Here is a 20700-nt window from a genome sequence, read left to right on the forward strand (position 1 = left end):
GCTGGGCCGCATGGGAGCACAGTCACCTGCCGCGTTAGGTGTTTCGTCGACCGACCCAGCGAACCTCTTCATCCCCGCGAGCCATCCCGGCGTGACCGACCTGTTCGCGGTGCTCGCCTACGGCGAGATCTCCGCGTTCTACCGGCTGGCCGAGGAAGCCAAGCTGTCGCCGACCTTGCGGGGCAAGGTGGCGGTGGCGACGATGGCCGCGGCCGAGATGGAGCATTTCAAGACGCTGGAGTCCGCGCTGGCCGCGCGTGGTGCCGATGTCTTCGACGCCATGGCGCCGTTCGTGCGCGCGCTGGACGACTATCACGCCTCGACCGACCCCTCGACGTGGCTCGAGTCGATGGTGAAGTTCTATGTCGGTGACGGCATCGCCGCGGACTTCTACACCGAGATCGCGGGCGCGTTGACCCCGGACATCGCCGCGGTGGTCCGCGACGTGCTCGCCGAGACCAGTCATTCCGAGTTCGTCGTCGAGGAGGTGCGCCGGGCGGTCACCGAAAGCCGTTCCGAACGCGACCGGCTCACGCTCTGGGGCAGGCGGCTGCTCGGTGAGGCGATCACGCAGGCGCAATTCGTCATGGCGCAGCGCGACGAGCTCACCGATCTGGTCCTCACCGCCACCGGCGACCTCAACGGCATCGCCGCGCTGATCGAGCGGATGCAGGACAGCCACGCCGAGCGTATGGCGGTACTCGGTATCTGAGCGCGGCTACGCGTTCGCCGCGCGGTTGGGCACCAGCCGCAAACCGGGCGCGTGGGTGCTCGCCCGGTCGACCAGCCAGACGACGACGCTCTGGTCCCGGCGGTCGGATTCCAAGTTCTCGAACGGCACCTCGACCATGCCGTGCACCGGATGGTCCAGGTGCAACGTGCCGGCGCCGGGCGCGCCGACCCGATGCGGCTTCCAGCGGTCGGCGAAACCCGGCAGCCCGCGCAGCGCCTCGATCGTCTCGAGCAGCGCGTCGTCGCCGGGCCAGTGGAGTTTGGCGCGGCAGAGCGCGGAGGTGAAGGTGTCGGCGGCTTCCTCCCAGTTGCGCAGGACGCGCCGTGCCGCGGGGTGCGCGAAGGTATACCAGGCCAGGTTGGGCTGATCAGGTCCGTCCAGCAGGCCCAGCGGGGCGGCGAAATCGGCCCACGCCTGGTTCCAGCCCAGCACGTTCAGTCTGCGGCCGACCACGAAGGCCGGTGTCGGCTGCAACGCCTGCAGGATCGTCTCGATCGTCGCGGCCACCTGTTCCTGTGCGGCTTCGCCACCGGGGCATCGGGATTCGTTGCCGGAAGCCATCGCGAGCATGCCGAAGTACTGGCGGTCGTCGCCGCGCAGCAGCAGCGCGTCGGCCAACGCGTCGATCACCGCGAGCGACGGATTGGTGTCGCGCCCCTGCTCCAGGCGGGCCAGGTAGTCGGCGCTGACGCCCGCACGGACGGCGACCTCCTCGCGACGCAGCCCGGGTGTCCGGCGGCGTCCGCCCTCGGGCAGGCCGACGTCCGACGGCCGTAGCTCGGCGCGCCGGGCGATGAGGAACTCCGCGAATCCGTTAGTGGCCATAGGTCCCATCGTGCCCGGTCCGAGGACGGTTATCCGCGCCCTGTCAGGTCCAGGATAACGGCGGTCTGGCTACCGGACCGCGGTCCGGTCATTGTCGGAGGCATGACATCTACCTCGGAATCCACCACGCTGAAGTCCGGTTCGTGGGCGCTGGACGCCGCGCACTCCTCGGTCGCCTTCACCATCCGCCATCTCGGCATCGCCAAGGTCCGTGGCGGATTCACCCGGTTCGAGACCGAATTCGTGGTCGACGAGTCGGGCGCGGCCACCGTGGGCGCGACGATCTACCTCGACTCCTTCGACACCGGCAACGCCGACCGGGACGCGCACATCCGCACCGCCGACTTCCTCGACGTCGCCAATCGCCCCACGCTGACCTTCCGCGCCAACCATCCGGTGCTCGTCGCGGAGACCTTCGAGGTCGAGGGCGAGGCCACGCTCGGCACGATCACCAAGCCGGTCACCCTGGAGGTCGAGTGGGGCGGGGTGCAGGACTTCGGCCCGACCGGCGACCGGCACGCGGGCTTCTCCGCCACCGGCACCATCAAGCGAACCGATTTCGGCGTCGGCGGCCCGCTGCCCGGCATGCTCAGCGACACCGTGAAGATCGAGCTCGAGATTCAGCTCATCGAGCCGAAGTGAGCTTCTCCGGCGGCCACCACTAGCCTGGACTCGACAGCACAGGACTCTCAGGTTCGGAGGTTGGCCGTGGAGGTCAAGATCGGTATTTCGGATAGCCCGCGCGAGCTGGTGATCAGCAGCGCGCAGACCCAGGAAGAGGTCGAGGCGCTGGTGTCCGGTGCGCTCGGCGGCGACGGCGGCGTCTTGGCTCTCACCGACGAGAAGGGCCGCAAGTTCCTGATCCAGGCTTCGAAGGTCGCCTACGTCGAGATCGGCTCGACCACCGGCGGCCGCGTCGGTTTCGCCGCGGTCTGACTCCCGGTTTCCGGCCGACAAGCAACGAGCCCCTGTTCCCCGATCGCTCGGGGGCAGGGGCTCGTTCGTCGTTGTAACCGCTCAGTCGATGGGATGCAGCGGCACGTGCTTCAAGCCGCCCCACGCGAGGGAGACGGTGGTGTCGACCGCCTCCTCCTTCGGGATCGGCCGATCGGCCTCCAGCCAGTACCGCGCGGTGAACTGGCTCGCGCCGACCAGGCCGACGGCCAGGATGCGGGCCCGGTAGGGGTCCAGGCCCGAGTCGTGCGCGACCAGGTCGAAGACGGCGTCCACACAGGCCTCGGTGGCCTGCTCGACCCGGCGCTGCACCTGCGGCTCGCTGGTGAGGTCGGACTCGAAGACCAGGCGGAAGCCCTGCATCTCGTTGTCCACGAAATCGAAGTACGCCTGCACCGCCGCGCGGACGCGCTGCTTGTTGGAGGTGGTGGAGCGCAGCGCTTGGCGCACGCTGGACACCAGCATGTCCACGTAGTTCTGCAGCACAGCGAGATAGAGCTCCAGCTTGCTGCTGAAGTGCTGGTACAGCACCGGCTTGCTCACTCCGGCGCACTGCGAGATCTCGTCCATGCCCGCGGCGTGGTAGCCGCGCTGCACGAAGACTTCGCTTGCCGCCGCGAGTAGCTGTTGACGTCGCTCGTCGCGCGGAAGCCGGGTACCGCGTTTGGCGGGTGCCATGGCCTCGGACGACGATCGACGGGACGTCATCCGGTCCACGAGGTCAGTCATTTCGGCTCTCCCAGTCGATTCCCCGGCAAAGGGGTGTGCACCGGGTTATCTCATGAACGATACCCGGTTGTTGCCCGCCCGCGGATCGGGGCCGGACAACTGGTGCCACCCGGAGACACATTGTCGCACCGAAGGGGCCGCCGATGTGCCCGTCAGTGGGGATCCGCTGCTGTGAGACTCTGATGACCGTGACCGACCGACCGGAGCGACCACCCGGCGGGCGGCGTGGTGCGCGCCGCCCGGCTGGCTCCGGCGCGCCCGGTTCCGTAGGGTCGGACAGCATGGCGAGAACCTGGCCAGAGGCGCGAACGGATGGTGCGGCTCGGACCGGCGCAGCCAAGCGTTCCGGAGCAGGCGGCGGGTCGCCCGGCCGCAGGACGAGCAAGCGCAAGCGCGGCACGGCACCCGAAACTCCCGCGCCGCAGCCTGATTCGGACCGGCAGCAGTCCGATCAGGACGATGTCGAGGTCTACGATCCGCTCGGCCTCTACTCCCACAAGGCGGAGCGATCCCATCAGCCGCTGCGCGCCCGCTGGGATCCCACGTCACCCGACGACGGCAGGGACCGCGGTCGTCCCGAACGGGACGCCAAGAAGCAGAGCGCCCTCGGCAGATTCGTCTCCACCTACGGCTGGCGGGCATACGCGTTGCCCGTTCTGGTCGTGATCACCGTTCTGGTCGCCGTCGACGCGGTGCGCGCGGCCGACACCGCAAGCTCTGCCGGATCGGATCCGGGGCTCGGGCGACTCAGCCCGGCCACCGCCACCGCGGGCATCATCGGCGCCCCGCCGGGCGACGGGCACTTTCCCACCGATCTCCCCACCGGAGCACTGCCCGACGGCGGCGGGTTCGCCGAGACCGGCGCCGGCTCCTGGCACGTGGTGCCCGGCACCACGGCCCAGATCGGCACCGGAACCGCGACCGTCTTCCGCTACACCGTGGAGATCGAGAACGGCGTGGACACCTCCGGCCTGGGCGGTGACGAGGCCATCGCCAAGATGGTCGATTCCACCCTGGCCAATCCGAAGAGCTGGGTGCACGACCCCAAGTTCGCGTTCCGCCGGGTCGACCAAGGCGACGCCGACTTCCGCGTCTCGCTCACCTCACGCGGCTCCAGCCGCAAGGAGTGCGGTTTCGACATCCCGATCGACACCTCCTGCTACAACGCCGACGATCGCCGCGTGGTGCTGTCGGATGTGCGCTGGGTGCGCGGCGCGCTCGCCTTCGAAGGCGATATCGGCTCCTACCGGCAGTATCTGATCAACCACGAGGTCGGCCACGCCATCGGCTATCACCAGCACCAGGCATGTGAGACCGACGGCGGGCTGGCGCCGGTGATGATGCAGCAGACCTTCGGCACCAAGAACGACGACATCGCCGCCCTCGATCCGCACGGCGTGGTCCCGATGGACGGCAAGCGCTGCCGTTTCAACCCCTGGCCCTACCCGCGGGGGTAAGGGCGGGGCGGCTGTCACGCCGTATCCGGTATACGGAACGATGGACGGGAAGAACGGCCCGGTCGCCGGTGTTGCACAGTGGACCCAGCCCGCCACGGGCGTCATACCGCCGCAGCGATCGGCCAAGCGATTCGAGGAGTCCTGGACGTGTCATCACCCAAGTCCCTGCCGCCACTTGTCGAGCCGGCTGCGGAACTGACCAGGGATGAGGTAGCCCGCTACAGCCGACACCTGATCATCCCCGATCTCGGCGTGGACGGACAGAAACGTCTGAAGAATGCCAAAGTGCTGGTGATCGGCGCCGGTGGCCTCGGCTCGCCCGCCCTGCTGTACCTGGCCGCGGCGGGTGTCGGCACGCTCGGCATCGTCGAGTTCGACGAGGTCGACGCCTCGAACCTGCAGCGTCAGATCATCCACGGCGAATCCGACATCGGCCGCCCGAAGGCCGACAGCGCGCGCGACTCCATCCTGGAGATCAACTCCGGCATCGATGTCCGGCTGCACAAGCTCCGGCTGGAACCGGAGAACGCGGTGGAGCTCTTCCGCGAATACGACCTGATCGTGGACGGCACCGACAACTTCGCCACCCGCTACCTGGTCAACGACGCCGCGGTGCTCGCGGGCAAGCCGTACGTGTGGGGCTCGATCTACCGCTTCGAGGGTCAGGTCTCGGTGTTCTGGGAGGACGCCCCGGACGGGCGCGGCATCAACTACCGCGACCTGTACCCGGAAGCCCCGCCGCCCGGCATGGTCCCGTCCTGCGCCGAGGGCGGCGTGCTCGGCGTGCTGTGCGCGTCGATCGGTTCGGTGATGGTCACCGAGGCCATCAAGCTGATCACCGGCATCGGCGAGCCGCTGCTGGGCCGTCTGATGGTGTACGACGCACTGGACATGAACTACCGCACCATCAAGCTGCGCCGCGATCCGGAGCGTCAGCCGATCACCGAGCTGATCGATTACGAGGCGTTCTGCGGCGTCGTGTCCGAGGAGGGCCAAGCGGCCGCTGCCGGGTCCACCATCACCGCGCGCGAACTCGAGGAGTTGCTGTCGTCGGGTAAGGACATCGAGTTGATCGACGTGCGCGAGCCGGTCGAGTGGGACATCGTGCACATCGAGGGCGCCAAACTCATCCCGAAGGACCGCATCCTGTCCGGCGAGGCGCTGGCCGAGCTGCCCCAGAACCGTCCGATCGTGCTGCACTGCAAAACCGGTGTGCGCTCCGCCGAGGCCCTGGCCGCCCTGAAACGCGCGGGCTTCTCCGACGCCACCCACCTGCAAGGCGGCGTGATCGCCTGGGCCAACCAGGTGGACAAGTCGCTACCGGTGTACTGAGGCGGTAGACGCCGACGCCCCCTACCGGGGCATCGGCGGAGCGAGAACGCGTCGATCGCCGTCGCTCGGGCAGAAGCTGGGGCGCGGCAAGTGCTCGGCCGTCGGAATGGCCTGCGGTGTAGACGCTCAGTGTCAATGTGAGCGGCCGCTGCTGGATTCAGTGGCTGGTGCCCGCTGACCGGGATCCATCATGGCCGTGTGCACTCGGTGTGCGCGTTGCCGAATCCCGATCGCCGAGACCCCCGGTAGACGCGATGGGCGCGGAGCGACAACATATGCCCGACCACCGGTTTCGAGCGAAGCGAGACCGAGCATGTGCCGTTCGCGGCCCGGCTCGTGTCCGAACGGCCGCCGCGTACGCGACGAAGTCGCCAGCGGCGGTCGCTCGGACACGAGCCACAAGAGGGCCGCGAACACGGCGCGCCGGAGGCGCGCCAAATCAGACACGACGTACCGTACGGCCGTGACTTCTGTGGAACCTCCCGAGCATGTGCGTGCCACGTTCGGTCTGCGCGAAGTGACCCCGGTTTCGCTCGGTGACTGGGAAGGCGGTTGGCGCTTCGGCGACGTGGTGCTGAGTCCCGTCGCCGATCACGCGCGCGCGGCGTGGTCGGCGAAGATCCGTGAGACGTTGAAGGTCGATGGTTTGCGGCTGGCGCGTCCGGTGCGGGCGACCGACGGCCGCTACGTGGTGTCCGGCTGGCGTGCGGACACCTATCTGGAGGGCGCTCCCGAGCCACGGCACGACGAGGTGGTCTCGGTGTCGCTGCGCCTGCATCAGGCGACGGCGGATCTGGAGCGGCCGCGCTTTCTCGCCCAGCCACCGGTCGTGCCGTGGGTGGACATCGACGTGTTCGTCGCCGCCGATCGCGCCGCCTGGGAGCCGGTGCCCCTGCGCAGCCTGCGCGCCGGGGGCGCTTCGCTGTCGACCTCCCCGGACGGCCGGCGCAGCATCGAACTGATCGGTCAGTTGGCCACCCTGCGCAAGCCGGTGCAGACCCCGCCGCAGCTGGTGCACGGTGACCTGTTCGGCACGGTCTTGTTCGCGGGCGCGCAGGTCCCCGGACTCTCCGACATCACCCCGTACTGGCGGCCGGTGCCGTGGGCGGCGGCGGTGGTCGTGGTGGACGCCCTGTCCTGGGGCGGCGCGGACGACGGCTTGCTCGATCGCTGGGCGGACCTGCCGGAGTGGCCGCAGATGTTGTTGCGCGCGGTGATGTTCCGGTTGGCGGTGCACGCGCTGCATCCACGGTCGACGCCCCAGGCGTTCCCGGGTCTGGCGCGCACGGCGGACATGGTGCGCCTGACCCTCTGAAGACGAAGTCTCTCTCGGACAACGCGGTTCGATGCGCGGGGTCCTGCTCGTTCGATCCGGCGGGCATTCGGTCCCGGGTTCGGACGGATTCGCAGGTCGCCGCCCGTTGTCGCCAATGTCGGGAATGCCGGATACTCGCGGTAACGCATGTGCGCGCCGCATGTGCCAGGAGACTCTCGCCGAGAGAGGTTGACGAATGCTGTTTGTTATCCCGCGGAGGCCGACCGTGGGGACCGCGTCGGGTGGAGGGCGTGCATGACGACCTTGTCGGACTTGGATCTCCCTAACCTGCCATATCCCAAGTACGCCAGCGCCGGTCTCAATGCGGTCGTCGACGCGGCGAATGTGTATATGCAGAACTCGGTCTTGTTGTTCGCGTCCGGCTGGGACGGCGGGCAGAAGGACATGATCACTTGGCTGGCGGACAAAGATGTATGGGGTAAGGACGGCGGTCTGCTGACCTCGGCCGGCCGAAAGCTCACCCAGGACGGCGCCCAGACGCTCGATCCAGGATCGTCGGTGTTGGTCGACGACTACGAAGAAAAGCGCGGAGCGTTCCTGGACAAAACGTCGGAACTGCAGAAGCAGAACGACAACGTGCAGGAACGTGCTATCGCGAGTTTCGACACCTCGAACAAGGCGTTCCAGGACGTCGTAGAGATCGTCAATGGGCTCAAAAACGAGTTGGGTCGTGCACCCGGAGAGCATCAGCTGACCCAGCTGCCCGATGGAAATTTGCACTTGACCGCCGCCGAGGAAAACCGGTTGCTGCAGTTGATCCTGGAGGGCGTGGACCGTGTGCTCGACACGATCGAAGACGCGGACAGCGGCATGCAAAGGGACGCGGGGAATATCTACCAGATGATTCCGGACCTCCCGCGCAATCCCTACGGCAACGCGCCGGATCCCGGATACCGGGCTCCGTGGGCGCTGCCCGCGAGCGATGCCACCTGGACCCCAGGGAAAGGAACCCCCAACGATATTCTTGCGAAGGCTCGCGAGCAACTGGCGCTCGGTGTCTCCGAATCGGGCGGCAACAATATCCCGGTGTTCCGTGGTCCGAATGGCGAGCTTTACGAGGCGCCTTACAACATCAATGACGCGTGGTGCGCGGCCTTCTCCACCTGGGTGTGGGAGAAGGCCGGTTACAACGTCGACTGGTCCAACCCGAACTACGTGCCTTCTATCTGGAACGACGCCAAGCACATGGGGTTGGCGGCGAATATCTCGAACGCGCAAGCAGGCGACATGATCATTTTCGACTGGGAGGGTGACGGAAACCCCGACCATGTCGGGATCGTCGAGTCCGTGGATCCGCGCACCGGCCGGATCACCACCATCGAAGGAAATTCGGGGGATGCATTGAGGTCCAATCACTATTCCATGAACGCGGGATCGCTCGTCGGCGTCGTCAAGCCGCCGTCCAACCAGGCGAGGGCTTCCTGACGGCTCCGGTGCACCGCGCACGGACTATCGCGACAGTTCCGTGCGCGGCGCGCCGGCCAATGCGCGGCGGTATCAGCTCGACAGGTCGTTCACCGAAGCGGATTCACTGCCGGACAACGAGATGCCCAGGTTCGCGGCGGTGCGATCGACCTCGTCGTCACCGTGCTGGAACTCGATCGCCGAACCCGCCGACAGCACTTCGACGTTGAGGCACAGCGACTGGAGTTCCTTGAGCAGGACCTTGAACGATTCCGGGATGCCCGGTTCCGGGATGTTCTCGCCCTTGACGATCGCCTCGTAGACCTTCACGCGGCCGACGACGTCGTCGGACTTGATGGTCAGCAGTTCCTGCAGGGTGTAGGCCGCGCCGTAGGCCTGCATGGCCCAGCACTCCATCTCGCCGAAACGCTGGCCACCGAACTGCGCCTTACCGCCCAGCGGCTGCTGGGTGATCATCGAGTACGGGCCGGTCGAGCGCGCGTGGATCTTGTCGTCGACCAGGTGGTGCAGCTTCAGGATGTACATGTAACCGACCGCGATGGGATACGGGAAAGGCTCGCCGGTGCGGCCGTCGAACAAAGTTGCTTTTCCATCCGCTCCGACCAGCACGTCGCCGTCGCGGTTGGGCAGCGTCGAGGCCAGTAATCCGGCGAGTTCTTCCTCGCGGGCGCCGTCGAACACCGGGGTCGCGAGATTCGTGTCGGGTCCCGCCGACAACAACTCCTCGGGCAAACGCTCGGCCCACTCCGGGCGCGACCCGTCGGCGAGCTGAACGTTCCAGCCTGTCTTGCCGATCCAGCCCAGATGGGTTTCCAGGATCTGGCCGATGTTCATACGACGCGGCACACCGTGGGTGTTGAGGATGATGTCGACCGGGGTGCCATCCGGCAGGAACGGCATGTCCTCGGTCGGCAGGATCTTGCCGATGACACCCTTGTTGCCGTGGCGGCCTGCGAGCTTGTCACCGTCCTGGATCTTGCGCTTCTGCGCCACATACACCCGAACCAGCTCGTTGACACCCGGCGGCAGATCATCGTCGTCCTCCCGGGAGAACACCCGGATCCCGATCACCTTGCCGGACTCACCATGGGGCACCTTCAACGAGGTATCACGCACCTCCCGCGCCTTCTCCCCGAAGATCGCCCGCAACAACCGCTCCTCCGGAGTCAGCTCGGTCTCACCCTTCGGGGTCACCTTGCCCACCAGGATGTCACCGTCACGCACCTCCGCACCGATACGCACGATGCCACGCTCGTCCAGATCGGCGAGCACCTCATCGGAGACGTTCGGGATATCGCGGGTGATCTCCTCGGCACCCAGCTTGGTGTCACGAGCATCGATCTCGTGCTCCTCGATATGAATCGAGGTGAGCACGTCCTCCTCCACCAACCGCTGCGACAGGATGATCGCGTCCTCGTAGTTGTGCCCCTCCCACGGCATGATCGCCACCAACAGGTTCTTACCCAGCGCCATCTCACCGTTCTCGGTACCGGGGCCATCGGCGATGACTTGCCCGGCCTGGACCCGCTGGCCTTCGTCCACGATCGGACGCTGGTTGGCGCAGGTGCCTTGGTTGGACCGAGCGAATTTGCGCATCCGATAGCTACGCCGGGTGCCATCGTCATGCATGACGGTGACGTAGTCGGCGGAAACCTCCTCCACCACACCGGCTTTTTCGCTGACCACCACGTCGCCCGCATCGATCGCGGCGCGCAGCTCCATGCCGGTGCCGACGATCGGCGCTTCGGATCGGATCAGTGGAACCGCCTGCTTCTGCATGTTCGCGCCCATGAGGGCGCGGTTGGCGTCGTCGTGCTCGAGGAACGGGATCATCGCCGTCGCGACCGACACCATCTGGCGCGGCGAGACGTCCATGTAGTCGACCTCGGCGGAGTCGATGATCTCCACCTCGGAATTCCGGCGACGCACCGCGACTCGCGATTCGATGAACCGGCCGTCGGCGTCGAGTGGCTCGTTCGCCTGCGCCACGACATGCAGGTCTTCCTGATCGGCGGTCAGGTAGTCGACTTCGTCGGTGACCCGGCCGTCGACGACCTTGCGGTACGGGGTCTCGATGAAACCGAACGGGTTGACCCGCGCGTACACCGAGAGATACCCGATGAGGCCGATGTTCGGCCCTTCCGGGGTCTCGATCGGGCACATCCGGCCGTAATGGCTGTAGTGCACGTCGCGGACTTCCAGACCGGCGCGCTCGCGCGACAGACCACCCGGCCCGAGCGCGGACAGGCGGCGTTTCTGGGTGAGGCTCGCGAGTGGATTGCGCTCGTCCAGGAACACCGACAACTGGGAGGTGCCGAAGAACTCCTTGATCGCGGCGACCACCGGACGGATGTTCATCAGCGTCTGCGGCGTGATCGCTTCGATGTCCTGCGTGGTCATCCGCTCGCGGACCACGCGCTCCATCCGCGACAGCCCCAGCCGCATCTGGGACTGGATCAACTCGCCGACGGTGCGCAGCCTGCGATTACCGAAATGATCGATGTCGTCGACCTCGACCCGGACCTCGATGCCACCGGGCGCGGTCATGGTCTTGTCGCCCGCGTGCAGGCGCAGCAGATACTCGATGATCGTGACGAGGTCTTCCTCGGTGAGCACCGGTGAGCCGACCACTTCGCCGGCCTGCAGGCCGAGTTTCTTGTTCATCTTGTAGCGGCCGACGCGCGCCAGGTCGTAGCGCTTCTCCTTGAAGAACAGATTCTCCAGCAGGGTCTGCGCCGACTCCTTCGTCGGCGGCTCGCCCGGACGCAACTTGCGATGGATGTCGAGCAGGGCTTCATCGGTGCCCGACGTGCCGTCTTTCGCCAAGGACGTCATCATCACCTCGGAGAAGCCGAAGCGCTCGGCGATCCGCTCGTTCGTCCAGCCGAGTGCCTTGAGCAGGACCGTCACGGGCTGGCGGCGTTTGCGGTCGATGCGCACACCCACGGTGTCGCGCTTGTCCACGTCGAACTCCAGCCACGCACCGCGCGACGGGATCACCCGCACGCTGTGCAGGTCCTTCTCCGTACCCTTGTCCACACTGTGGTCGAAGTACACACCCGGCGAACGCACCAGCTGCGACACCACGACGCGCTCGGTGCCGTTGATGATGAACGTGCCCTTGTCGGTCATCATCGGGAAATCACCCATGAAGACCGTCTGGCTCTTGATCTCACCGGTGTTGTTGTTGATGAACTCCGCCGTCACGAACAGCGGAGCCGCATACGTCATGTCCTTGTCTTTGCACTCGTCGATCGAGGCCTTGACCTCCTCGAAGCGCGGCTCGGAGAGCGTCAGCGACATCGTCCCGGCGAAATCCTCGATAGGACTGATTTCCGCGAGCACGTCCGCCAGTCCGCCCGCGCTCCCACCGTGCGCCGCCCGCTCGCGCCAGGTAGGCGCACCGATCAACCATTCGAACGAATCGAGCTGGATCTCCAGCAACCCCGGGACATCCAGTGGCTCACGGATTTTCGCGAACGAGAGTCGGTTCGAGGCCCGGGAGAAACCGGCATCGGCAGGCATTGCGGCATCGACATCGGCCTGAGTCGAGACTGTCAAGATGCGTCCTTCCAGCACCTGGTACCGCCCACGCGTTCGCGTGGCCGGCACGTATCTGCTTGTCCTGTGGGCGGTATTCATCACGCACCGTGCTGGACTGTGCCCGAACATGCCTCGACAACAACGGGTAGAAGGTGACACGCAGACAGTGCCACTTTCCACGGTCGATTCGTATTTCGAGAGTTGGACAGCACGCGACCCGGCGCGAAGCCCTAAATTACACCCAAATGAGACCGATGTCGAGGACATCAAAAAATAGACACATGATTTCTTGTGTCTTCCCATGTTTATAGTGGCATCTCGATATGGGCTCCGTCAAGTCTATTGGCGGTAATTCGCCAAATTCACTCGACCGGGTCTCCTGTCGTGGCTGCGGCAGCCGGAGACGGGACGGGCCGTCCGGATACGCGGACGACGGTCACCGCGGCAATCGTGAAGACCGTGCCGCACCACAGCGCCTTCGCGGGCTCACCTGCGTGGTCGACGACCACAGCGGCGACGGCGGGGCCGACAACAGCGCCGATATTGAAGGCGGTGGTGGCCAGCGCGCCGGCGATTCGCGGTGCCGTGGGCGCGGCGGTCTGCACGATCGTGGTGATCAGCGTGGATCCAACGCCGAACGCGACCGCCCCGGACACCGCCGCCATGATCGCCACCCCGGGCAGGGTATGCGCGGTGAGGGCGGCCAGCAGCCACACGACGACGAGACCGCTCGTGCCCAGCGTGACGAGCCGCTCGCGATGGCGGTCGCTGTAGCGGCCGGTGAACGTCACGCCGGCGAACGAACCGAGGCCGAACAAAGCCAGCACGCCCGGAACCCAGCGGCCACCGGCCTCGCCGAGCCCGGCGGTGATCGAGCCGAGGAACGTGAATCCCGCGAAGGTCGCCGCGTTGACCAGGATCGCGACTAGAACCGCGATGCGAACCGGGCGTGTGCCGAGCACCGCCCACTCGTTCCGAAGCTGCGTTGTCGGCCGATCACCGGCTTCCACGGCACGGGGCGCCATCGTCCACACCGGGATCACCGCCGCACCGCTGATGACGGCGACGGCCCAGAACGCGGCCCGCCAGTCCCAGGCCTGCCCCAGCAGCGTCCCGGCCGGTACACCGGCGATGCAGGCCACCGTCACCCCGGATACCACCACCGAGGTGGCGCGCCCGACCATAGCGGGGTCGACCAAGCGCGGCAGGGCCGCCAGCGCGAGAGCGAGGAACCCGGCGTTGGTGACCGCCGCGACGACCCGGGTCGTCAGCAGTACCGCGAAATCGCTGGTCATCGCACCGGCGACATGGGTCACACAGAACAGCGCCAAGAAGGCGGCCAGCGACTGCCGGACCGGCAATCGGCCCGCCGCCATCGCCATCACCGGCGCCCCGAGCACCATGCCCGCCGCGAACAGCGAGGTCAGCAGACCGGCGGTACCGAGCGAGACGCCGAGGTCGACGGCGATCCGCTCCAGCAACCCGGACACCATGAATTCGGACGTGCCCTGCGCGAACACCGCGACAGCCAGCACGAACACCACAATGGGCATAGGAGAACTCCCCGGATACAGGGCGCCACGCAGACACGGCGCGGCGCCCGGGATGGTCGCGGAATTCGGGCGAACGTCGCCCGACCGCGGAGAAACCGACATCGTCCGGCGTTGCGAAAAACCCGCCGATCGCACTACGACCGGCAGTTCTGGACCCGCAACGCCGCCCAGCACATATGCCGGGCGGCTATCGTCTGGACGCCTCCGGAGAATTCACGCCCACACCATAACAACGCACCTCTGTCGGCCCAACGCATTATTCATCCTGCCTAAAGCCCGGTATTCAGTGCGACCGCAGACGAGATATGGCGAGGTGGTTCGCGTCGGGATCCAGAGTTATGGCCGCCGCCCAGACGTGTGCCGCGACGGCGCGCTGGTCGAAGAGGGTGACCCAGGTGTCGGTGGACTCGCGGGTGTCGGTCACCCAGGTGGGCGTCGGTCCGAGTTCGGGCAGGTGGGTGTACGTCAACGAGGTGTAGGCGCGTCCGCGCGCATCGAAAATCGTTGCGGCGCATACCGGGTCGGACGTGGCGCGTTCGCTGAGTCGGCCTGTCTCCGCGGCCTGGATCGCGTCCGGGGGAACGCCGTCGGCCCCGGTGAACATCTCGCCCACCGTCAGGTAGGCGAGGCCGAAACCCCACAGACGACCGGTGAATCTCCGGATCAGCCATTCGGCCGAATCAAGGATGGGAGAGCGCTCGGCATCGGGGTCGAGCACTATCGGGATGTGGGCCGCGTCGTGTGCGGTGATGCTTTCGGTGCGGGCGAATCCCCAGAAGTGCACGGTGTCGGTGTCGGGGGTGTCTGCGCGGCGCTCGGTCATCATTGCCGCGAGCATCGAATCGATCGTGGCGCGGGGTGGGTATCGGATGGTGGAATTCGTGGGCTTCCGCGGCTCGGGGCGCGGACGGTTTCGTCGCTTGGACATGTCCCTCTCGGTTGCTCGCACGGAGTGATGGACTGGGTCAGGCGAGATCGCCCGGCCGGGGTGGGGACGGATCCGGTGTTCGCGCCCGGCTCGCGGACAGCAGAACCTCCCAGAACTGGGCGCGTACCGCGTCCCACAGCCGGAAGTGGCGCGGGAACCATTCGCGAACCTGTGCCAGGTCCGGGAGTGCGCGCTCGTCGAATGCGACGAACCCGCTCTGGCCCAACGGAATCGGCACGGTGTCGCCGTTGTTGCGCAGCCGATAGGCAGGGGTCGGATCGGCGTCGTCACGCAGGAACACGACTTCGATGCGGGTCCCCACTATCCGCCATCCGGCCTGCGCGGTTCCCGCGGTGGTGCGATGCAATCGGGTCACCCTCGCGCGGATTCCGGCGGCGTCGCCAACGCCGACAGCCGTTCCAGCACAGCCTGAATCGTGGGCACATCGTGGAGGTGATCGGCCCTACGACCTTCGTCATGTGACGGGAACCGCATGCCACGTGCGGCGGCGCGTTCCCGGTGACTCACCGCCTGCGGTATCAGCCGTCCCGCGAACACAAGCGTGCGGTACGCCGCCGCCTTCCACGCACACCGCTCGATTCGGCAGGTCAGGTGAGCCCGCATCTGCTCGTGCGCCAGCTGGACGTCCGCGTGGCGGCAGATCTCGGGCGGGACGAGCAAGCCATCCGGTGCTCCACGACCGCCGTGCCGGTGCGACCCGGTGCCGTGCGTCGGCGGCCGGAAATCGCGCGTATTCGGGTCCGACGCGCGGAAATTCGTGACGAAATCGAGTTCTGTTCCGTGGTGTTCGGTCATGTGCATATGCTGCGGGCGTGCTCACGACGGGAGGCTCGAAACGGCAGGCGCGCGACAAACGGCGCATACGCGCCGAACGATTCCCGAGTTGGGCGCACATCGATTCTCGCCGTGGGAAAAAACACGTCACACCGTGGGAGAGCAGGGGAGGACACAGCGGAAATGGTCGGTAGCAAGTCGGACATCAGCCGGACGACGCTGCCGCGTCGCCAGTTGGGCCGCGCACTGCGCGACGCGCGTCAGGCCAACGGCTACACCCTCGAGCAGGTAGCCGAAGTCCTGGAGATCAGCCGATCGTCACTCGGACGGCTGGAGTTGGGGCAGAACGAGAAGGTCAAGGTTCGCGACATCGAGTTCATCTGCCAGTACTACGGGCTACCGGAGGAGCGCACCGGGTACCTGAAATCGCTGGCCGAGCAGGCGCGGGTGAAACCGTGGTGGGAGGACTTCCGGGATCTGGTGCGGCCCGGGTTCAATACTTATGTTCAATTAGAGGCTGCGGCAACAGGATTGCACTTTTTCCAGACGCTCATCATACCGGGTCTACTGCAGACTCCTGACTATGCCCGCAATGTGCGACCATCTGCGTCGATGGGCACATCCGAAGAGACCGACTGGGTAGTGGAACGGAGGATACGGCGATCAGCGATACTCACCCGCAAGCACAAACCGATGCAGGCCGAGTTCCTGGTGCATGAGTCCGCTCTGCGTACTGTTGTCGGTTCTACGCGAATCATGTCTTCGCAATACCGTCATCTCGCTGACATGGGGACGCGGGAGAACGTCTCGATCCGCGTCGTCCCCTTCACTGCCGGATTCCCTGGAGGGGTGGCGGTACCGCCGTACATCATCATCGACTTCCCACCTAACGAGCCGTCTGTTGTCTACACGGAAGGTGCCATAGGGACAATGATTTTCGAGGAGGAAGACGATGTGAACCGCTTCCGGGTGATTCACGAAGCCGTCAAGGGCGCTGCATTGGAAGAGCAACGATCGAGAGACTTGCTCAGGAATATGGCAAGGAGATACGAACAATGATCATCGACCTATCCGGAGCGAAGTGGTTCAAGTCTGTCCACAGTGGTGAGGCCGATCAGTGCGTCGAAATCGCGTGGCTCGGGGCTGGTCACGTCGGTGTCCGTGATTCGAAGAACCCGGCCGGTCCGGCGTTGATCTTCACACCGGGTCAATGGAGCTCTTTCACCGCCTGCATTACGGCTGGTGCGTTCGATCCGCGTTCCGATCTGTGACATCGCGACGAACGGCCCGGGCTTCGGCTTCGCAGCCGTCGTCCGGGCCGTCGTTGTCTCGACTTCTGACGGGCTCACGCCGCGTAACGGCGTTGCCGACGCGTCCACCTCAACGGCGGCTGAGCCAGACTGCTGCCAGTGGGTACGGAGCGATGATCGGGGTCCCGGCGAGGTTCACCGTTCCCGACCAGAGTCCCTGCCGGGGGTCGATGTCATGCAGGTCGAGCCCGAACGGAACGAAGTCGAACGAAACATACGTCTCGTCCGGCCCGACCGGCGTCTGATGCCCACCCCGGCTGGAACCGCCACAGACCAGCACCACCGTCTTCCCGTCCACAAACACTTGCAAGTCACAGTTCTCGAGCGGCGACCCGATCACATTGGAAGGCCCCCGCCCGATGTGATAGGTCCCCGGCGGGATGACACCGTTGCGCGGAAACTCCGGATCCTCAGCGGAGGCAACCGCGGGAACAACAGAGCCCGCCGCAACAGCAAGCACAAACCCAGCCAAGATCTTGCCCAACTTCATCATTCCAACTCCTCGAATAATCAGTCCAACCCAGCCGTATGTCCCAACCCTCACCCAACCCGTTACTGCACTGCCACCCTAGATGCGTGCCCAAACCCGCGACACCACAACGCCGAGAGCCCAATCCCGACCGCTGAGTCAGCCCTCGGCCTGCCATGTCTCGTCACCCAGCGCAGACAGGCGGCCACCAACTGACTGTCTGCTAGTGTTGGCGCACCTGAGTCGTCGCGGGTCGAGAGGGTGGGGATGAGTCGTCGAATCACGTTGGCACTGCTCATCGGTGCGCTGACAGCCGGAGTCGTCGCCTGCGAGGACACCACGAGCGGCACACCGACGACGAGGTCCAGTACGACTGCTGCCCAGGCTTTGTTCAACCCGTGCACGGGGATCCCCGACGATGCGTTGCGGGCAGCCGGGGTCGATCCGAAGACCGAGGAGTCGGGAATCGCCGGTGTGCCGCAATCCGGCTGGGAAATCTGCAGCTGGGATGGGCCCAAGTACTTCGTCACGGTGTTCTCGACAAGACGCACCGTGGCGGAGTTCGAGCGGAAGCCTGGGAATGTCGACTTCGAGGATGTCACGGTCGCAGGTCGTCAGGGTCGGCAATTCAGAGTGGAAGGTGCCTCCAAGAATCTCGATTGCGACGTTCTGTTCCCCGCAACACAGGGTGTCTTGCAGTTGAGGGTTCAGGGCCGGGCAGGTCGTGATGATCTAGAGAACCCGTGCGCGGTCCTCTATCGCGTCGGCGAGTCGATTGTGCCCACACTACCGCGTTGAACAGGGAGGGGACGCATGAGTGAGGAAAATGCATCGGTTTGGGGTCGGCTTGCTAGTCAAGCCAAAGCCGGAGAACTATACCTAGACGATCAGAACGCCGCACTTCTCTGTGCGCAAGCATGTGACACGCGAATCGCGGCGCTCGAATCCTTACGCAGGTTGGCGGGTAACGCACAGAACGTCTCCGGTTTCGGCGATTTCAAAATGGCCGACGATCTGGTCAAGAAGTTCTTGAAGCAAGCGGTGGGTGACTCCAACTCGATCGACCAGATCATCCTCGAACACATCGAGACCGTGAAGAACATGCGTGAGGTCATGGCGATCTCGTTCAAGCGGATCACCGGGCAGGACATCGAGAACGCGACGCAGATCGCGAGTACCACCGAGCAGGTGCGCTGATGGTCAATCCGTTCAGTAACCCAGCGGTCAAGGACGTGGGAGCTACGGTGCTCCGCAACGTTTCCAACTGGGTCTTCGACATCCAGCCGGATGCTGACCCCTTCGCTGTGCAGGACAAATATAACCAGCAGCGAGACGACGTACGCTCGCGGGCCGCCGGTCTGGGCTTCCAGGGCGAATTTCGGCCAAGGGAAGTCCTCGAGACGGATGAGTTCGAACGGTACGACGTCGCCACGCTGCGCAGCAAGGTCGATCAGATCGATCTCGCGACTGTCAGTGGCCTGGTCGAAGCGTGGAACACCATCGCGGAACGACACCAAGAGTCGCTGAGGACCTTCACCGAAGCAATGGCCCGTGCCACCGATGAAGGGGTGTGGCGCGGTGAAGCGCGTAACGCGGCGGCCAGCGCTGTCAGCGACTACGCCGCCCAGGGCGCACAGGTATCGAACGCGGCGCGCCTGACCAGTAGCAAGCTGGCCGAATTGCAAACCGGGTTGGAGCCGACGAAAGAATTGGTCCCGCATGCTCCGGATCATCGCAGTGGTTTCGAGAACGCGATCGGTCTTTTCGCAGGGCGTGCCTGGCGGAATGACGATGTGGCGCAACATAACGCGAAAGCCGAGGCGGTGCGGGTGTTGAGCACCGTCTACGCCCCGGTCGTCATGGAGTCCGACACGAACGTCCCCGTGATCCCCCGTCCGGCGTCGGCTACGAATCCGAGCGGCTCCGACGACGGCAGCATTCCGCGCGGGACGAACAATGGCAGCGGAAACCCGTCGGGGACGTCATCGCCCGGCTCGAATCCCTCCGAGTCGAATTCCATCGACGATCCGACGACTCCGTCGAGCACCGAGTCTTCAGACAACAGCTCCGAAACGCCGGAGTCGACTACGGCGTCCACTACGGAGGAGTCCACCACACCGGCTTCCACCACGCCTTCCGCGACGACACCTGCTTCGACGACGCCCACGCCGAGCACCTCACCGAGTAGTCCCGGCAGCCCGCACCTGAGCACGCCGGGCAGTCCCGGCAGTCCTGGAAGTCCCACCGCTCCGAACGCGCCGGGTGTCTCGGTTCCCTCCAAAGGCACACCGAACAACCCCACCGCGGTTCCGGCTGCCGCGCGGACCGGCGCGTCGCCCGGCCGCGCCGGTGCGAGCGGCATGGGTGGGATGGCTCCCGGTGCGCGGGGCGGCAAGTCGGACGAGGAATCCACCAAGGGGATCCCGGACTACCTGATCACCCAGGAACACGGCAATGAGCTCACAGGGCTCGACGATCTGCCCCGGACGGTACCGCCGGTCATCGGTGACAGCCAGCGGTAAGGACATCACCCGTGCCTGAGGTGCAGAGCTGGCGGTTCACCGCGCTCGAATTCCGGACGTTGTGGGAGTCCACCGGCCGGGATGTGCTGCCCTATCCCTTGCAGCACCAGTACACGACGGAGTTCCGGTCGGAGAGTCTGCGATTGCGGCAGGCCGCGGCGCAGTCGTTGCACCCGCGCATTGATGACGATCTGTTGCGTGCGGTGGAAGTGTTGCTGGCGCCGGAGGCTCGGGTGGAAGTGGCCGGATTCGCCGGCAAACGCAGGGATCGCAAGCTGCGGGCGCATGCGGGAGTGCACTCCCAGCACGGCGCGGTCGCGGTGCAGGAACCGGGACCGGACCCGGAGCACGGCGGTGACGTGGTGTTGACGTTGCTGTCCGCCGGTGAGGTGGCGCGGGCCGTGGTCGATGTGTTCCCGGTCTGCGGCCCGGGAACGGGAAAGCAATTGCAGGCTTCCGCAGAGGAACTCGCGCGGCCACGTCCGCCGGTCCGCGATGCCTGGCGCCCGACGCCGCGAGAGGAGTTCGAGCGGTTCTTCACCCGGGCGATGACATTGATCGGTCACGTCGGCGTCTACGCGATGGGAAGCGTGGACAATCGGCATATCGAGGGTCGCAAAGACTTTCAGCTCAATGACGTCGAAAACGACGGCCGCTACGTCACCTTCGGCACCGACCTGCTCACGATCAAACCCACCACCGCCGACCGCATCGCGGGCACCCTGCAACAAATGATCGCCAAGACCGTCAAGGAAGTGCGCGACGGAGTACACCTACCGTACTGAGATC

General features: G+C 65.8%; 21 protein-coding genes. 12 read left to right on the forward strand and 9 right to left on the reverse strand.

Annotated elements, in window-relative coordinates; translation table 11 throughout:
* Nucleotides 1-10 precede the first annotated feature (10 nt).
* Nucleotides 11-712 (forward strand): ferritin-like fold-containing protein, encoded by a 702-nt coding sequence (locus QMG86_RS04895; RefSeq protein ID WP_159847411.1) that lies wholly within the window; start codon nucleotides 11-13, stop codon nucleotides 710-712.
* 6 nt (nucleotides 713-718) lie between these two features.
* Here QMG86_RS04895 and QMG86_RS04900 read toward each other — a convergent pair whose 3' ends face one another.
* Nucleotides 719-1558, reverse strand: a complete 840-nt coding sequence (locus QMG86_RS04900) for a helix-turn-helix domain-containing protein (protein WP_281877920.1) — start codon at nucleotides 1556-1558, stop codon at nucleotides 719-721.
* Nucleotides 1559-1660: 102 nt separating this feature from the next.
* Between QMG86_RS04900 and QMG86_RS04905 the strand changes: the two genes are divergently transcribed.
* Both QMG86_RS04905 and QMG86_RS04910 read left to right on the forward strand, forming a co-directional pair.
* Nucleotides 1661-2200: a YceI family protein gene (locus tag QMG86_RS04905; protein WP_281877922.1), complete on the forward strand. Its 540-nt coding sequence runs from the start codon at nucleotides 1661-1663 to the stop codon at nucleotides 2198-2200.
* Between the two features lie 66 nt (nucleotides 2201-2266).
* A complete protein-coding gene (locus tag QMG86_RS04910) occupies nucleotides 2267-2494 on the forward strand; it encodes a DUF3107 domain-containing protein (protein ID WP_159847420.1) in 228 nt (75 codons plus the stop codon).
* Between the two features lie 81 nt (nucleotides 2495-2575).
* On the opposite strand, the gene fasR is transcribed toward QMG86_RS04910, so the two are convergent.
* A complete protein-coding gene (gene fasR / locus QMG86_RS04915) occupies nucleotides 2576-3241 on the reverse strand; it encodes an HTH-type transcriptional activator FasR (protein ID WP_040869167.1) in 666 nt (221 codons plus the stop codon).
* Between the two features lie 281 nt (nucleotides 3242-3522).
* Between fasR and QMG86_RS04920 the strand changes: the two genes are divergently transcribed.
* The 4 genes from QMG86_RS04920 to QMG86_RS04935 all read left to right on the forward strand — a co-directional run bounded on the left by QMG86_RS04920 (nucleotide 3523) and on the right by QMG86_RS04935 (nucleotide 8791).
* Nucleotides 3523-4698: a DUF3152 domain-containing protein gene (locus tag QMG86_RS04920; protein ID WP_281877924.1), complete on the forward strand. Its 1176-nt coding sequence runs from the start codon at nucleotides 3523-3525 to the stop codon at nucleotides 4696-4698.
* 147 nt (nucleotides 4699-4845) lie between these two features.
* Entirely contained in the window at nucleotides 4846-6030 is a 1185-nt protein-coding gene (moeZ, locus tag QMG86_RS04925; RefSeq protein WP_281877925.1) for an adenylyltransferase/sulfurtransferase MoeZ, read from the forward strand.
* Nucleotides 6031-6493: 463 nt separating this feature from the next.
* A complete protein-coding gene (locus QMG86_RS04930; protein ID WP_195091448.1) occupies nucleotides 6494-7345 on the forward strand; it encodes a TIGR02569 family protein in 852 nt (283 codons plus the stop codon).
* A 255-nt stretch (nucleotides 7346-7600) separates the two neighbouring features.
* On the forward strand, nucleotides 7601-8791 hold the full coding sequence (locus QMG86_RS04935) for a C40 family peptidase (RefSeq protein ID WP_281877926.1): 1191 nt from the start codon (nucleotides 7601-7603) through the stop codon (nucleotides 8789-8791).
* Nucleotides 8792-8863: 72 nt separating this feature from the next.
* Here the strand turns inward: QMG86_RS04935 and rpoB are convergent, their stop codons facing one another.
* The 4 genes from rpoB to QMG86_RS04955 form a co-directional block, all read right to left on the reverse strand.
* Complete coding sequence (rpoB, locus tag QMG86_RS04940) at nucleotides 8864-12370, reverse strand: DNA-directed RNA polymerase subunit beta (RefSeq protein WP_434086193.1); 3507 nt, start codon at nucleotides 12368-12370, stop codon at nucleotides 8864-8866.
* A gap of 326 nt (nucleotides 12371-12696) precedes the next feature.
* On the reverse strand, nucleotides 12697-13887 hold the full coding sequence (locus QMG86_RS04945) for a Cmx/CmrA family chloramphenicol efflux MFS transporter (RefSeq protein WP_281877927.1): 1191 nt from the start codon (nucleotides 13885-13887) through the stop codon (nucleotides 12697-12699).
* A gap of 283 nt (nucleotides 13888-14170) precedes the next feature.
* Nucleotides 14171-14725, reverse strand: a complete 555-nt coding sequence (locus tag QMG86_RS04950; protein ID WP_281877928.1) for a hypothetical protein — start codon at nucleotides 14723-14725, stop codon at nucleotides 14171-14173.
* Nucleotides 14726-14852: 127 nt separating this feature from the next.
* Nucleotides 14853-15182 (reverse strand): hypothetical protein, encoded by a 330-nt coding sequence (locus tag QMG86_RS04955; RefSeq protein WP_281877929.1) that lies wholly within the window; start codon nucleotides 15180-15182, stop codon nucleotides 14853-14855.
* 245 nt (nucleotides 15183-15427) lie between these two features.
* Here QMG86_RS04955 and QMG86_RS04960 point away from each other — a divergent pair, with 245 nt between their 5' ends.
* A complete protein-coding gene (locus QMG86_RS04960; RefSeq protein WP_281877930.1) occupies nucleotides 15428-16669 on the forward strand; it encodes a helix-turn-helix domain-containing protein in 1242 nt (413 codons plus the stop codon).
* Nucleotides 16666-16881 (forward strand): DUF397 domain-containing protein, encoded by a 216-nt coding sequence (locus tag QMG86_RS04965; RefSeq protein WP_281877932.1) that lies wholly within the window; start codon nucleotides 16666-16668, stop codon nucleotides 16879-16881. Before QMG86_RS04960 ends, QMG86_RS04965 begins: the two co-directional genes overlap by 4 nt.
* Before the next feature lie 109 nt (nucleotides 16882-16990).
* Here the strand turns inward: QMG86_RS04965 and QMG86_RS04970 are convergent, their stop codons facing one another.
* Complete coding sequence (locus tag QMG86_RS04970; RefSeq protein WP_281877934.1) at nucleotides 16991-17413, reverse strand: hypothetical protein; 423 nt, start codon at nucleotides 17411-17413, stop codon at nucleotides 16991-16993.
* Nucleotides 17414-17674: 261 nt separating this feature from the next.
* Between QMG86_RS04970 and QMG86_RS04975 the strand changes: the two genes are divergently transcribed.
* On the forward strand, nucleotides 17675-18187 hold the full coding sequence (locus QMG86_RS04975; protein ID WP_281877936.1) for a DUF3558 domain-containing protein: 513 nt from the start codon (nucleotides 17675-17677) through the stop codon (nucleotides 18185-18187).
* A gap of 89 nt (nucleotides 18188-18276) precedes the next feature.
* On the opposite strand, the gene QMG86_RS04980 is transcribed toward QMG86_RS04975, so the two are convergent.
* Nucleotides 18277-19194, reverse strand: a complete 918-nt coding sequence (locus tag QMG86_RS04980; protein WP_281877937.1) for a hypothetical protein — start codon at nucleotides 19192-19194, stop codon at nucleotides 18277-18279.
* 38 nt (nucleotides 19195-19232) lie between these two features.
* Complete coding sequence (locus QMG86_RS04985; RefSeq protein WP_281877939.1) at nucleotides 19233-19751, reverse strand: hypothetical protein; 519 nt, start codon at nucleotides 19749-19751, stop codon at nucleotides 19233-19235.
* On the opposite strand from QMG86_RS04985, the gene QMG86_RS04990 reads away from it, so the two are divergent.
* Nucleotides 19750-19911, forward strand: coding sequence for a hypothetical protein (locus QMG86_RS04990; protein WP_281877940.1), 162 nt, complete (start codon nucleotides 19750-19752; stop codon nucleotides 19909-19911). The genes QMG86_RS04985 and QMG86_RS04990 overlap by 2 nt on opposite strands.
* 11 nt (nucleotides 19912-19922) lie before the next feature.
* Entirely contained in the window at nucleotides 19923-20696 is a 774-nt protein-coding gene (locus tag QMG86_RS04995) for an ESX secretion-associated protein EspG (RefSeq protein ID WP_281877942.1), read from the forward strand.
* Nucleotides 20697-20700 lie beyond the last annotated feature (4 nt).

This window comes from Nocardia sputorum, from assembly GCF_027924405.1.
In the GTDB taxonomy this organism is placed as follows: domain Bacteria; phylum Actinomycetota; class Actinomycetes; order Mycobacteriales; family Mycobacteriaceae; genus Nocardia; species Nocardia sputorum.